Here is a 12,908-nt window from a genome sequence, read left to right as displayed (position 1 = left end):
GGTCAGTCCTCCTCGCTGAATGCCGGCGCGTGATCGCGGGCGTACTGGATGTAGCTGTTCGACACGCCCTGCGGCACCATCGGCCACACCATCGCATCGGCCGAGACGACGAAGTCGATCACGACGGGGCGATCGTTCGTCTCGAGCGCGAGCTTGATAGCCGCGTCGACCTCCTCCTTCTTCGTCACCCGGATGCCGAGCGCGCCGTAGGCCTCGGCGAGGGTGACGAAATCGGGGATGCGCACCGTGTCGTGACCGGTGTTCAGGTCGGTGTTCGAGTACCGGCCGTCGTAGAACAGGGTCTGCCACTGGCGAACCATGCCGAGGGAGGAGTTGTTGATGACCGCGACCTTGATCGGGATCTTGTTCAACGTGCAGGTCGCGAGCTCCTGGTTGGTCATCTGGAAGCAGCCGTCGCCGTCGATCGCCCAGACCACGCGGTCGGGCTCGGCGACCTTGGCACCCATGGCCGCGGGGACCGCGTAGCCCATGGTGCCCGCGCCGCCCGAGTTCAGCCACGAGTTCGGCCGCTCGTACTTGATGAACTGCGCCGCCCACATCTGGTGCTGGCCGACGCCCGCGGCGTAGACGCCCTCGGGGCCGGTGAGCTGGCCGATGCGCTCGATGACGTACTGCGGTGCGAGCAGGCCGTCGCGCGGCTCGGTGTAGCCGAGCGGGAACTCGCTGCGGAGGCCGTCGAGCGTCGCCCACCACTCGTCGAGATCTGCCGCGGTGCCGCCGGTCACCGTGCGGTAGGCCGCGGTGAGGTCGACGAGCACCTCCTTCGCGTCGCCCACGATCGGCACGTCGGCCGTGCGGATCTTGGAGATCTCGGCCGGGTCGATGTCGACGTGCACGACCTTCGCGTTGGGCGCGAACAGCGCCGCCTTGCCGGTCACCCGGTCGTCGAAGCGGGCGCCGAGCGCGACGATGAGGTCGGACTCCTGGAGCGCGAGCACCGCCGGCACCGTGCCGTGCATGCCGGGCATGCCGAGGTGCTGCGGGTGCGAGTCGGGGAAGGCGCCGCGAGCCATGAGCGTCGTCACGACCGGGGCCTTCGTCGTCTCGGCGAGCGTGAGCAGCTCGTCGGAGGCGCGGGCGCGGATCACGCCGCCGCCGACGTAGAGCACAGGGCGCTTCGCCTCGGCGATCAGCTGGGCCGCGGCCGCGACCTGCTTGCCGTGCGCCTTCGTGATCGGACGGTAGCCGGGCAGCTCGACCTTCGGCGGCCAGCGGAACGAGAACTTCGCCTGCTGGGCGTCCTTCGTGATGTCGACGAGCACGGGACCGGGCCGGCCCGTCGTCGCGATGTGCACCGCGGCGGCGATCGTCCCGGGGATGTCCTCGGGATCCTTCACGAGGAAGGAGTGCTTCGTGATCGGCATCGTGATGCCGACGATGTCGGCCTCCTGGAAGGCGTCGGTGCCCATGAGCGTCGAGAACACCTGGCCGGTGATCGCGAGCATCGGCACCGAGTCCATGTGCGCGTCGGCGATGGCGGTGACGAGGTTCGTCGCGCCGGGGCCGGACGTCGCGATGGTGACGCCGAGCTTGCCGCTCGAGGCGGCGTAGCCGCTGGCGGCGTGGCCGCCGCCCTGCTCGTGGCGCACGAGGATGTGCCGGAGCTTCTTGCTCTCGAAGAGCGGGTCGTAGACGGGGAGGATGGCGCCGCCCGGGAGTCCGAACACGTCGGTGATGCCGAGCATCTCGAGCGAACGGACGACCGCCTCGGCACCCGTGATCTCCACGGGTGCGCCTGGCGGCACTGCAGCGGGCGACGGCACGGGGGTCGATTCCGTGGTCATTCGATTCCTGTTCTGGTGGGCGATGGGTGCGGGAAGCGCAGCGCTCAGCCCGTCGTGGCGCCTTCGGCGGCGGAACGCACGAGCTTCGAGTACTTCGCGAGAACGCCTCGGGTGTAGCGCGGGGGAAGCGGAGCCCAGCCTTCGCGGCGGGCGGCCAGCTCGGCCTCGTCGACAAGTAGGTCGATGGACCGGGCTGCGATATCGACCCGAATAAGATCACCATCGCGCACGAGAGCAATAGGACCTGCGTCTACTGCTTCGGGTGCCAGATGGCCGATGCACAGGCCGGTTGTGCCGCCTGAGAATCGACCGTCCGTCAAGAGTAGTACATCTTTTCCGAGCCCGGCGCCCTTGATGGCCGCGGTGATCGCGAGCATCTCGCGCATGCCCGGGCCGCCCTTCGGGCCTTCGTAGCGGATCACGACGACGTCGCCGTGCTTGATCTCGCCGTTGGTCAGCGCATCCATCGCGCCGCGCTCGCGCTCGAAGACGCGCGCGGGGCCCTCGAAGACGGCCGCGTCGAAGCCGGCCGTCTTCACGACCGCGCCCTCGGGCGCGAGCGTGCCGTGGAGGATCGTCAGGCCGCCGGTCTCGTGGATCGGGTCGTCGAGGGTGTGCAGCACCTCGCCGTCGAGCGGCGGGAGGTTCATCTCGGCGAGGTTCTCGGCCATGGTCTTGCCGGTGACGGTCAGCACGTCGCCGTGCAGGAGGCCCGCGTCGAGCAGCGCCTTCATGAGCACGGGCACGCCGCCGCGGCGGTCGACGTCGTTCATGACGTACTTGCCGAAGGGCTTGAGGTCGCCGATGTGCGGCACCTTCGAGCCGATGCGGTTGAAGTCGTCGAGGGTGAGGTCGACCTCGGCCTCGCGGGCGATCGCGAGCAGGTGCAGCACGATGTTGGTCGAGCCGCCGAGCGCCATGCCCACGGCGATGGCGTTCTCGAAGGCCTTCTTCGTGAGGATCTGCCGCGCGGTGATGCCCTTGTTCAGCAGGTTCACGACGGCCTCGCCGGAGCGGTGCGCGTAGTAGTCGCGACGGCGGTCCGCCGAGGCCGGCGACGCCGATCCCGGCAGCGAGAGGCCGAGCGCCTCGGCGACGGAGGCCATGGTGTTCGCGGTGTACATGCCGCCGCAGGCGCCCTCGCCCGGCGCGAAGGCGCACTCGATGCGCTTCGCGTCCTCCTCCGACATGGTGCCGGCCTTCACCGCGCCGACCGCCTCGAAGGAGTCGATGATCGTGATGTCCTTCTCGGTGCCGTCGGACAGGCGCACCCAGCCGGGGGCGATCGAGCCGGCGTAGAGGAAGACGCTCGCGAGGTCGAGCCGGGCCGCCGCCATGAGCATGCCCGGGATGGACTTGTCGCAGCCGGCGAGCAGTACCGAGCCGTCGAGGCGCTCGGCCTGCATGACGACCTCGACCGAGTCGGCGATGACCTCGCGCGAGACGAGCGAGAAATGCATGCCCTCGTGGCCCATCGAGATGCCGTCGGAGACCGAGACGGTGCCGAACTGCAGCGGGTACCCCCCGCCGCCGTGCACGCCCTCCTTCGCGGCCTGCGCGAGGCGGCCGAGCGAGAGGTTGCAGGGCGTGATCTCGTTCCACGAGCTCGCGATGCCGATCTGGGGCTTGTCCCAATCGGCATCGCCCATGCCGACGGCGCGGAGCATGCCCCGGCTCGTCATGGCCTCGATGCCATCGGTGACAGTACGACTACGCGGTTTGGGATCGAACTCCGACATGGATCGAGTCTATGGCCAGCGCGAGGGGCCCCCGCGCTGTGTGTCACGTTCGTCGGCGAGGCGCTCGAGCAGCTCGGCGACGTCCTCGGGGCTGCGCACGCGGTGGGCCGCGAGCGACTTGCCCTGGCCGACCTTCACGCCGAGGTCCTCGTCCTGGAGCGCCGCGAAGGCGTCCTCGTCGGTGACATCGTCGCCGACGTAGACGACGGCGCTCGCGCCGGCGTGCTGACGCAGCCGCGTGAGCGCCTCGCCCTTGTCGCTCGGGCGCACCGAGAACTCGACGACCCCCTTGCCGCTGCGCATCGTGAGTTCGGGGAGCTCGCGCGCGACGCGCTCGCGCGCGATGCGCTGCAGCTCGCTGCCGCGCGCCGCCTGGGCGACCTTGCGGGTGTGCAGCGCGAGCCCGGCGGGCTTCTGCTCCACCCAGGCCCCGTCCTCGCTCGAGGCGATCTCATCGAGGACGGCGGCGAGCCGCTGCAGTTCGGCGAGCTCGCTGTCGCGCAGCTCGATCATGACGTCGCCGCCGTCGAGCTGCAGCTCGACTCCGTGCGAACCGCTGAGGAGCGCCCCGTGGGGCGGATCGGCGACCTCGCGGAGACTGCCGAGCGCGCGGCCCGAGACGATCGCGACGCGTGTGTCGTCGACCGCGGCGAGCCGTTCGACGGCGGCGCGGGCGCGCCGGGTCGCCCGCGCATCCTCGGGCCGGTCGACGAGCGGCGCCAGGGTGCCGTCGAAGTCGAGTGCGACGAGCAGCCGCTCGGTGCCGGCGATGCGCCGCACCGAGGAGGCGAGCGACTCGGGCACGCCCGGCTCGATGATTCCGGCGCCCGTGAGCGTCTTGAGGAACGTCGCCGACCAGTTGGCCACGTCGTTCTCACGTACGCGCCGCCGAAGCGCCCGCATCCGCCGGGCCCGCTCGCGCTTGGGCATCGACGCCGCCTCGACGATCGCGTCCTTCAGGCCCTCGATGTCGTGCGGGTTCACGAGCACCGCCTGGCGCAGCTCGTCGGAGGCACCGGTGAACTCGCTGAGTACGAGCACCCCGTCCTCGTCGAAGCGGCAGGCGGCGTACTCCTTGGCGACGAGGTTCATGCCGTCGCGGAGCGCGGTGACGAGCATGACGTCGGCGGCGAGATAGAGCGCCACCATCTCCTCGCGGGGGTAGCCGTGGTGGAGGTAGGCGATGGCCTGGTGCCCGAGGGTCGAGTAGTCGCCGTTCAGCCGGCCGACCATGAGCTCGATCTCGTCGCGCAGCTGCCGATACGTCTCGACCCGTTCGCGCGACGGGCTCGCGACCTGCACGAGCGTCGCCTTCTCGACCGCCAACCGTTCGTCGCGGAGGAGCTCGCCGAACGCCTTCAGGCGGTGGCGGATCCCCTTGGTGTAGTCGAGCCGGTCGACGCCGAGCATGATCGTCTCGGGGTTGCCGAGGCTCTCGCGGATCTCGCGGGCGCGAGCCTGCACCTCTGGGCGCCGGGCGATCGCCTCGAAGCCCGCCGCGTCGATCGAGATCGGGAAGTGACGGGCGACGACGTGCCGCACCTCCCCCGTGGCATCCGGCACGTCGATGACGCTGCCCCGCGTGGCGTAGCCGAACAGGCGCCGCACCGCGCGCGAGAAGTTGCCCGCGTCGGCGGCGCGCTGGAAGCCGATGACGTCGGCGCCGAGCAGCCCGTCGATGACCTGACGACGCCACGGCAGCTGCGAGTAGATGCCGTATGCGGGGAAGGGAATGTGGTTGAAGAAGCCGATGACGAGGTCGGGGCGGCTCTCGCGGAGCATCCGCGGCACGAGCTGGAGCTGGTAGTCCTGCACCCAGACGACGGCACCGGGCGAGGCGGCCCGGGCGGCGGCCTCGGCGAAGCGGCGGTTGACGCGCACGTAGGCGTCCCACCATTCGCGGTGGAACGAGGGCGGCGCGATCACGTCGTGGTACAGCGGCCAGAGCGTGTCGTTCGAGAAGCCCTCGTAGTACTCCTCGAGCTCGGACTCGCTGAGCGGAACCGGGATGATCGAGATGCCGTCGTGCTCGAACGGGTCGAACTCGCGGTCGGCCACGCCGGCCCAGCCGATCCAGGCGCCGTCGGCGGCGCGCATGACGGGTTCGAGCGCGGTGACGAGCCCGCCGGGCGAGCTCCTCCACTGCGTCTCGCCGTCGGGCCCGGGCTGGTAGTCGACGGGCAGGCGGTTCGAGACCACGATCATGTCGTAGGCGGCATCGACGTACAGGTCGTCGCGTGATGGTTCGGGGGCGTTCATAGAGCGGATGTCCCTCCTCGCGCTGCCCTCAGGCTAACAGTGCGGTGTGTCGGCGGTCGGTGCGAGAGTCGGGGCATGGAGATCACACGCTTGCAACCCGCCGGGCTCGTCGTGAGTCCCGCATTCAGCCATGTCGCCGTCGTGCCGCCCGGCGCGACGACGATCTACCTCGGCGGTCAGAACGGCGTCGACGAGACCGGCGCCGTCGTGTCCGACGACGTCGCCGCGCAGTCGGTCCGGGCGATCGACAACGCGAGCATTGCGCTCGAGGCGGCCGGCGCGAGCCTCGCCGACGTCGTGCAGTGGACGGTGCTCATCGCCGAGGGCGCCGACCTCGGGGCGGCCTACGGGGCGATCGCGCCGCGACTCGCCGGACCGGGGGCCCCTCCGCTCGTGACGGGGGCCACGGTGCGTGCGCTCGGGGTGCCGGGCGCGCTCATCGAGGTGAGTGCGATCGCGGCGCTGCCGCCTGCCGCTCCGTCGGTCGGGTGACGACGAAGGAGCGTATCGAGACCCGCTTCTGCGACTGAACCCCGTTCGTGCGAGGTTCAGACGCACGAACGGGGTTCAGTCGATGACAGGCTGGGTCAGCCGAGCGCGGTCGCGGCGAACCCGATCGAGCGGATGCCTCGCCGCCGGCCCACGACGAACGCGGTGCCCGCGACCCCGAGCAGGCCGAAGAGCACGAGCACTCCGGCCGCGCCGGCGATGACGCCGCCGCCCGCTCCGGCGATGATCGACTGCATGCCCTGCACACCCCACGTGAGCGGCAGGAACGGGCTGATCGCCTGGTAGGGCCCGGCGAGCACCTCGATCGGCACGAGTCCGCCGGCCGCCGTGAGCTGCAGCGCGACGAGCACGAGCGACACCAGCAGGCCCGCGCGGCCGAGCCACACCGTCAAGAACGAGTGCAGTGCCGTGAACACGAGCGCGAGCAGGGCCGCGAACGCGAGGGTCTGCGGCAGCAGGCTCCACGCCACGCCCATCGCGCCGTGCAGCAGCAGCACGACCGCGATCGCCTGGGCGAGTGCGAGCAGCCCGGCCCGGGCGAGCGCGCGCCAGACGAGGCCGCCGGTCGAAGCGGTGCTGCGCAGCGCCTCGCGCCCGAACGGACGGAAGACGAGGAACATCGCCATCGCGCCGAGCCAGAGGCCGACGGGCACGAAGATCATGCCGATGACCTCTCCGGTCGAGCTGATCTCGTTGTCGCGGGTCGCGTCGACCGTGACGGGCTCGGCGACGACCTCGGCCGTCGTCTCGGCGTCGATGTCGCCGAGCTGCTGCGCCTCCTTCGCGCCGGCGGTCAGGCCGTCGGCGAGCTCGTCGGCGCCCGAGGCGAGCTTCGTGGCACCGTCGGCGGCACCGTCGGCACCGGTCTGGAGTGCGCCGAGCCCGCCGGCGAGTTCGCCGATGCCCGAGGCGAGTCCGGTCGCGCCGTCGCTGAGGCCCGCCGACCCGGCCGAGAGCTGCTGCGCACCCGAGGCGAGGCCCGAGGCGCCGTCGCGGAGTCCGGCCGAGCCGGCCGAGAGCTGGGCGGCGCCGGAGGAGAGCTGGGCGATGCCGCCCTGGAGCGGCGCGAGCCCGGCCGCACCGGCCGCGAGCTGCGTGCCCGAAGCCGAGAGGGTCGATGCGCCGTCGCCGATGCCGACGACGCCGTCGCGCATGTCGCACAACCCGTCGAGCTGCGGCGGGCGCGGCTCGGTCGCGCAGTCGGCGAGCCCGCCGGTCGCGGCCGAGATCGTCTGATCGATGAGGGCGAGCAGCCCCGGCTCGAGTGCGTCGTAGTTCTGCGAGAGCGCGGTCACACCATTCGTGTAGTCGACCATGCCGGCCCCGAGCTGCCCGAGGTCCTTCGTCTGCGTCGAGAGCTTCGCGAGCCCGCCGGCGATCCCGTCGACCCCCTGCGTGTACTTCGTCACGCCCGCAGAGTAAGAACCGAGCCCGCTCGCGATGCCGTCGACGCCGTCGGTGTACTGCGCCACGCCGTCGGCGTACGCCGAGGCGCCGCTCGCGGCATCCGAAGCGCCCGACGCCGCCTGCCCGACGCCGTCGGAGAGCTTCCCGAGCCCGCCCGAGAGCGTGCCGATGCCGCTCGAGAGCTGCGTCGCCCCGTCGGCGGCCTCGCCGAGCGAGCCGCCCATCGCGGCGAGGTTCGTGTAGAAGCCCTCGAGGTACTGGGCCGTGAGCTCGCGGCCGAACGCGGTCGACATCGCATCGCCGACCGACTGCGCGACCGAGCCGGCGAGGTAGCCGTGCGCGTCGTCGGTGCGGATGTCGAGGTTCGCCTGCGTCGGCGACTGACCCGAGATCGAGGTGACCGACTGCGAGAAGTCGGACGGGATCGTGAGCACGGCGTACGCGTCGCCCGAGGCGAGCAGCTCGGCGGCCTCCTCGTCGTTCGAGATCGTCCAGGCGAAGCCGGCGGTGTCGGCGCCGGTGAGCTCGGTGACGAGCTGGCGGCCGGCGAGCACGGGCTGCTCGGTGCCGTCGGGCAGCGTCATCGTGACCATCTCGTCGTTGTTGACGACGACCGCCGGGATCTCGGCGAGGTTGTCGGTCGCACCGCCGAGGGCGCCGGAGACGAGGCCGGCGACGGCGAGCGGAACGGCGATGACCGCGGCGACGAGCACGCCGAGTCGCGTGCGGCGCTGCGCCGGCGTCGAGCCGAACAGGCGGGAGAGTCGGGTGCTCATCGGTGTGCCTCCAGGCTGCGAGAGACGGGTTCGAGGGTTCGGATGCCACGGGCGGCGAGCGCGGGCGAGGCGTCGGGTGCCGACGCGTCGGTGCCGACGCCGACGATCAGGGTGACCGTCGCGGGCACGAGGGCGGCGAGGGCCGACCAGAGTTCTGCGCTCGCGCCGCTCGGTTCGTCGTCGAGGTCGAGCACGACGAGGCGCGGCCGTTCGGCGAGCGCGGCGGCGACGGCGACGACGGTGCGCGCCTCGGCGCCGAGCGAGGAGAGCGGGGTGTCGGCGTCGAAACGGGCGACCGGTGCTCCACCGCCCACGGCGTCGGGCGCGCCGGCGCCGAGCGCACGGGCGGCGCGCTCCGTCCAGTCGCGCACCTGCGAACCCGAGACGCCGAGGCGGTACCACGGCCGTGTCGCGTCGAGTCGTGCGGCGATGAGCTCTCCGACCGTGGTGCCCGTCGGGGCATCCGAGGCGACCTCGGCCATCGCGACGTGGCGCATGACGCGACCCTGCCCGGTCGGAAGGGGCGTGCCCTGCACGACGACGAGGCCCGAGACGGGGGCGAGGCGGCCCGCGAGGGTCGCGGCGACCACGCGACGGTCGACGGCTTCGCCGCGCACGACGAGCACACCGCCCGCCGGCACCTCGACCGCGAGCGGGCCGATGGGTCGCTCGGCGAGCCCGAACACGGCCTCCTCGACGTTGATCGCGGCGGGCCGGGCGGCGGCCCACTCCTCCTGTTCGAGGTGGGCGCGCAGCCCCTCGCCCTCGATGTCGACGTCGGGCAGTCGCTTCGCGAGCCATGCGGGCAGCCACCAGGCGGCCTTGCCCGCGAGTGCCATCGCGGCGGGCACGAGCGTCATGCGCACGAGGAAGGCATCGAAGGCGACGCCGATCGCGAGCGCGAAGGCGATGCCCTTGATGACCCCCGATCCTTCGGGCACGAAGGCGAAGAAGACGAAGAACATGATGAGCGCGGCGGCGGTGACGACGCGGGCGGCGTGCTGGAACCCGTGCACGATCGAGGTGCGCGGCTCCTTCGTCTTCACGTACTCCTCGCGCATGCCCGAGACGAGGAACACCTCGTAGTCCATGGCGAGGCCGAAGAGCACGGCCATGAGCAGGATCGGGAGGAAGCTGAGGATCGGCCCGGGCTCGACGTGCAGCAGGTCGGCGAACCAGCCCCACTGGAAGATCGCGACGGTGACGCCGATCGCGCCGAACGCCGAGAGCAGGAAGCCGAGGGCCGCCTTGATCGGCACGAACACCGAGCGGAACACCATGAGCAGCAGCACGATCGAGAGCCCGACGACGATGAGTGCGAACGGGATGAGCGCGTCGGCGAGACGATTCGAGATGTCGATCGCGACGGCGGTGTAGCCCGTGACGGCGATCGGCGTGCCGAACTCCGCCTCGATCGAGGGCGCGAGCTCGCGGATCTCCTCGACGAGCGCCTTCGTCTCGGGGGTGTCGGGGGCGCTCTCGGGCACGACCTGGATGATGGCGGTGTCGACGGTCTCGTTCGGCAGGCCCTCGCCGACGTAGGCGACGTCGTCGAGTTCGGCGAGCTGAGAACCGATGGCGTCGAGGTCTTCGAAGATGTCGGTCGTCTGCGTGATGTCGACCGTGACGATGAGCGGGCCGTTGTAGCCGGGGCCGAAGCCGCTCTCGATCATCTCGTACGCCTCGCGCTGGGTGGAGCCCGGCGTGCCCGCGTTGTTCGGCAGGTTGAGGTCGAGGCTCGCCGCGGGGATCGCGGCGGCGCCGAGGAGACCCACGACGAGGACGACGAAGACGACCGGGGCCTTCAGCACGAGGTCGACCCAGCGCCGGCCCATCGTGGGCTTGCCGCCGTCGTCGGCGGCGTTGGCACGTCGGTGCGCGCGGCTGCCGGGCTTGGGCGCGAGCCGCTTGCCGAAGACGCCGAGGAGCGCCGGCAGCAGGGTGACCGCGCCGATGACGGCGATGAGCACGGCGAAGGCGGCGCCGACGCCCATGACGCTGAGGAACGGGATGCCGACGACCAGGAGGCCGAGCAGGGCGATGATGACCGTGAGGCCGGCGAACACGACCGCACCGCCCGCGGTGGCCACCGCCTCGGCGGCGCTGTCCTCGGGATCCTGCCCGCGGGCGAGCTGGTTGCGGTGCCGCGAGAGGATGAACAGCGCGTAGTCGATGCCGACGGCGAGCCCGATCATGACGGCGAGCATCGGGGCGGTGGAGGACACCGTCGCGAAGGACGCGACGATCAGGATCCCGCCCGAGGCCGCGCCGACGCCGACGAGGGCGGTGAGCAGCGGCATCCCGGCCGAGAGCAGCGAGCCGAAGGTGATGATGAGCACGACGGCGGCGAACAGCACGCCGAACACCTCGGTGATGGTGAGGCCGAAGCTCGTCTCCTGGAAGACGTCGCCGCCGAACGCGACCTCGAGGCCCGCGGTCTCGCCGATCTCCCCCGTCGCCGTGACGGCGTCGAGCATCTCGGGGGTCACGTCGGTGACCTGCCCGTCGAAGGTGATCTGGATGTAGGCGGTGCGCTCGTCGCCCGAGATCTGATCGCCCGCGTACTCGTCGAACGGCCCGAGCACGCTCGCGACGCCGTCGAGGTCCTCGAGCTCGGCCTCCATGTCCTCGATGGCGGCGCGGGCGTCGGGCGAGTCGACGGTGTCGCCCTCGGGCGCTTCGATCACGGCCTTCGCCGAGGCGCCCGCGGTCTGCGGGAACACGGCGGCGAGCTGGTCGATCGCGGTCTGCGACTCGGTGCCGGGGATGGCGAACGAGTCTTGCAGTTGCCCGCCGAGGCCGAGGCCGGCGCCGAGCAGGGCGCCGAGCGCGATCACCCAGGCGACGATGACGAGCCACGCGCGGCGGTAGGCGAAGCGGCCGATGCGGTGCAGGAGGAGAGCCATGGGCGGGGCCTATCGGGTCTGGCGGCCGTCGGCCGGGAGGAGGAGTTCGGAGACGACGTCGACGAGCGCTTCGCGCAGCTCGTCGTCGGTGTGGGCGTTCATGGTCTCGTTCACGAGGTCGTCGTCGTCGAAGAAGGTGGCGCCGGCGACGAGCGCGTAGGTGGCGCCGGCGAGCGCGACGCCGAAGCGCATCTGCTCGACGAGGCTCGCCCCGCTGCAGATCGCGTCGGCGAGCACCCGGATGGCGGCGTTGCCGCGTTCCACGATCGGGATGCCGCCGAGCGAGTGCCCCTGGTTCACGAAGAGGTGCACGGCGAGTCGCTCGCCGAGCAGGAGGTCGACGAACCGGCCGATGAAGACGCCGCGGGCGGCGTCGGATCGCCGTCCCTCGGCGAACTCGTCGACGAGCACCTCGAGCCGCTCGATGGCGGGCGTGATCGCGGCCTCGAGCAGCGCCTCCTTGGAGGCGTAGTGGTAGAGCACGCTCGACTTCGAGTAGCCGGCGTGGTCGGCGATCTGCTGCAGCGAGGTGCCGGCGAAGCCGGCGGTCGCGAACTGCTCGAGCGCGGCGCGCAGCAGCTCGTCGCTGGCGCGGGCGCGCGAGGGGATGGTCGCATCGGTGGGCATGATCCGACGGTAATTGACCGATCGGTCAGATCCTGCACGATCGGTCAGATTCACGGATGACTCCCAGCCCGCGTTCACCGCACGGTAGCGTGACGGACATGCGCAAGTACCTCTTCAGCGGAGCCGTCCTCGGCGCGATCATCAGCGGGTTCGGCGTGGTCAAGGCCACGGTCGACGGCCCGCGCGACTGGCGCCTGCTGCTGATGTGGGTGTCATGGGCGGCGAGCATCGCGATCGCGATCGGCACCGTCGCCGAAGAGACCAAGCGACCCGAACTCGGCGAATAGCACGCCGACGCCGGGCCCGCCCGGCGTGTCATTCGAATTCCGCGCCGCCGTGCCCGAAACTGGGACGAACGACCCGAGACGACGCAGTACCCGCTGCACCACGACCGAGAGGGGCCACTGATGTTCCGCCGCTGGCGCCGCGCACGGCTTGCCGCCCAGGCCTCCGCACACGCTGCCGCTCCTGCTGCAACTCCGCCGCGCCCGACCGCGGCCGACCTGCGTGGCGAGCACATCTTCGAACTTCTGAACGCCCGCCTCTCCGAGTTCATCGGGCAGGGCGGCGGCTGGTCGCTCGTCCGCCGCTCCGACGGCGACACCGACCGCATCTTCCACGCCATGCTCACGCACCAGATCGCGGCCGAGCTCACCCGTGCGATCCTCGACGAGCGCGACTCGGTCGCCGTCGTCGTGCCCGCCGGTGAGGAGTCGATGGCCCTCGGCTGGGAGCCCGCACCGCTCATCGTCTGGGCCGACCCCGTCGAGAACGACGCCGTCGACACCGTCGAGGTCGCCGACGCCGACGCCTCCGAGCTCGCCGCCGTGCGCATGATCGGTCCGATGACCGAGCTCGAGACGCGCGCCGCCGCCTGAG

General features: G+C 71.4%; 9 protein-coding genes. 3 read left to right on the top strand and 6 right to left on the bottom strand.

Annotation, left to right across the window (positions count from 1 at the left end):
* Positions 1–2 precede the first annotated feature (2 nt).
* From ACFVTR_RS16515 to ACFVTR_RS16505, 3 genes are read right to left on the bottom strand one after another with little or no spacing between them, the layout of a single operon-like run.
* Positions 3–1,805 carry an acetolactate synthase large subunit gene (locus ACFVTR_RS16515; protein WP_387039053.1) on the bottom strand — a complete coding sequence of 601 codons (1,803 nt, stop codon included), beginning with the start codon at positions 1,803–1,805 and terminating at the stop codon, positions 3–5.
* A gap of 44 nt (positions 1,806–1,849) precedes the next feature.
* The gene (ilvD, locus tag ACFVTR_RS16510) at positions 1,850–3,544 is read right to left on the bottom strand and encodes a dihydroxy-acid dehydratase (protein WP_376947712.1); all 1,695 of its coding nucleotides are present in this window, start codon (positions 3,542–3,544) and stop codon (positions 1,850–1,852) included.
* A gap of 9 nt (positions 3,545–3,553) precedes the next feature.
* On the bottom strand, positions 3,554–5,803 hold the full coding sequence (locus ACFVTR_RS16505) for a bifunctional alpha,alpha-trehalose-phosphate synthase (UDP-forming)/trehalose-phosphatase (protein WP_387039050.1): 2,250 nt from the start codon (positions 5,801–5,803) through the stop codon (positions 3,554–3,556).
* Positions 5,804–5,878: 75 nt separating this feature from the next.
* Here ACFVTR_RS16505 and ACFVTR_RS16500 point away from each other — a divergent pair, with 75 nt between their 5' ends.
* The gene (locus ACFVTR_RS16500; RefSeq protein WP_387039048.1) at positions 5,879–6,295 is read left to right on the top strand and encodes a RidA family protein; all 417 of its coding nucleotides are present in this window, start codon (positions 5,879–5,881) and stop codon (positions 6,293–6,295) included.
* 95 nt (positions 6,296–6,390) lie between these two features.
* On the opposite strand, the gene ACFVTR_RS16495 is transcribed toward ACFVTR_RS16500, so the two are convergent.
* The 3 genes from ACFVTR_RS16495 to ACFVTR_RS16485 are packed head-to-tail and all read right to left on the bottom strand — an operon-like array spanning position 6,391 to position 12,029.
* Complete coding sequence (locus ACFVTR_RS16495; RefSeq protein WP_387039047.1) at positions 6,391–8,496, bottom strand: YhgE/Pip family protein; 2,106 nt, start codon at positions 8,494–8,496, stop codon at positions 6,391–6,393.
* Positions 8,493–11,402, bottom strand: coding sequence for an MMPL family transporter (locus ACFVTR_RS16490; protein ID WP_387039045.1), 2,910 nt, complete (start codon positions 11,400–11,402; stop codon positions 8,493–8,495). The genes ACFVTR_RS16495 and ACFVTR_RS16490 overlap by 4 nt, the downstream gene beginning before the upstream one ends.
* A gap of 9 nt (positions 11,403–11,411) precedes the next feature.
* Positions 11,412–12,029 carry a TetR/AcrR family transcriptional regulator gene (locus ACFVTR_RS16485; protein WP_387039043.1) on the bottom strand — a complete coding sequence of 206 codons (618 nt, stop codon included), beginning with the start codon at positions 12,027–12,029 and terminating at the stop codon, positions 11,412–11,414.
* 98 nt (positions 12,030–12,127) lie between these two features.
* Here ACFVTR_RS16485 and ACFVTR_RS16480 point away from each other — a divergent pair, with 98 nt between their 5' ends.
* Together ACFVTR_RS16480 and ACFVTR_RS16475 are read left to right on the top strand one after the other, a co-directional pair.
* Positions 12,128–12,316: a hypothetical protein gene (locus ACFVTR_RS16480; RefSeq protein ID WP_387039041.1), complete on the top strand. Its 189-nt coding sequence runs from the start codon at positions 12,128–12,130 to the stop codon at positions 12,314–12,316.
* Positions 12,317–12,436: 120 nt separating this feature from the next.
* On the top strand, positions 12,437–12,907 hold the full coding sequence (locus ACFVTR_RS16475; RefSeq protein ID WP_387039039.1) for a hypothetical protein: 471 nt from the start codon (positions 12,437–12,439) through the stop codon (positions 12,905–12,907).
* Position 12,908: the final 1 nt, after the last annotated feature.

Origin of the sequence: Agromyces sp. NPDC058126 (genome assembly GCF_042884595.1) — a bacterium.
Lineage (GTDB): Bacteria > Actinomycetota > Actinomycetes > Actinomycetales > Microbacteriaceae > Agromyces.
This window is presented reverse-complemented; position numbering and strand designations above follow the sequence as displayed.

Coding starts and splice junctions, on each gene's coding strand:
- ACFVTR_RS16515 (WP_387039053.1), bottom strand. CDS start 1,805: ATGACCACGGAATCGACCCCCGTGCCGTCGCCCGCTGCAGTGCCGCCA.
- ACFVTR_RS16480 (WP_387039041.1), top strand. CDS start 12,128: ATGCGCAAGTACCTCTTCAGCGGAGCCGTCCTCGGCGCGATCATCAGC.
- ACFVTR_RS16500 (WP_387039048.1), top strand. CDS start 5,879: ATGGAGATCACACGCTTGCAACCCGCCGGGCTCGTCGTGAGTCCCGCA.
- ACFVTR_RS16495 (WP_387039047.1), bottom strand. CDS start 8,496: ATGAGCACCCGACTCTCCCGCCTGTTCGGCTCGACGCCGGCGCAGCGC.
- ACFVTR_RS16505 (WP_387039050.1), bottom strand. CDS start 5,803: ATGAACGCCCCCGAACCATCACGCGACGACCTGTACGTCGATGCCGCC.
- ACFVTR_RS16475 (WP_387039039.1), top strand. CDS start 12,437: ATGTTCCGCCGCTGGCGCCGCGCACGGCTTGCCGCCCAGGCCTCCGCA.
- ilvD (WP_376947712.1), bottom strand. CDS start 3,544: ATGTCGGAGTTCGATCCCAAACCGCGTAGTCGTACTGTCACCGATGGC.
- ACFVTR_RS16490 (WP_387039045.1), bottom strand. CDS start 11,402: ATGGCTCTCCTCCTGCACCGCATCGGCCGCTTCGCCTACCGCCGCGCG.
- ACFVTR_RS16485 (WP_387039043.1), bottom strand. CDS start 12,029: ATGCCCACCGATGCGACCATCCCCTCGCGCGCCCGCGCCAGCGACGAG.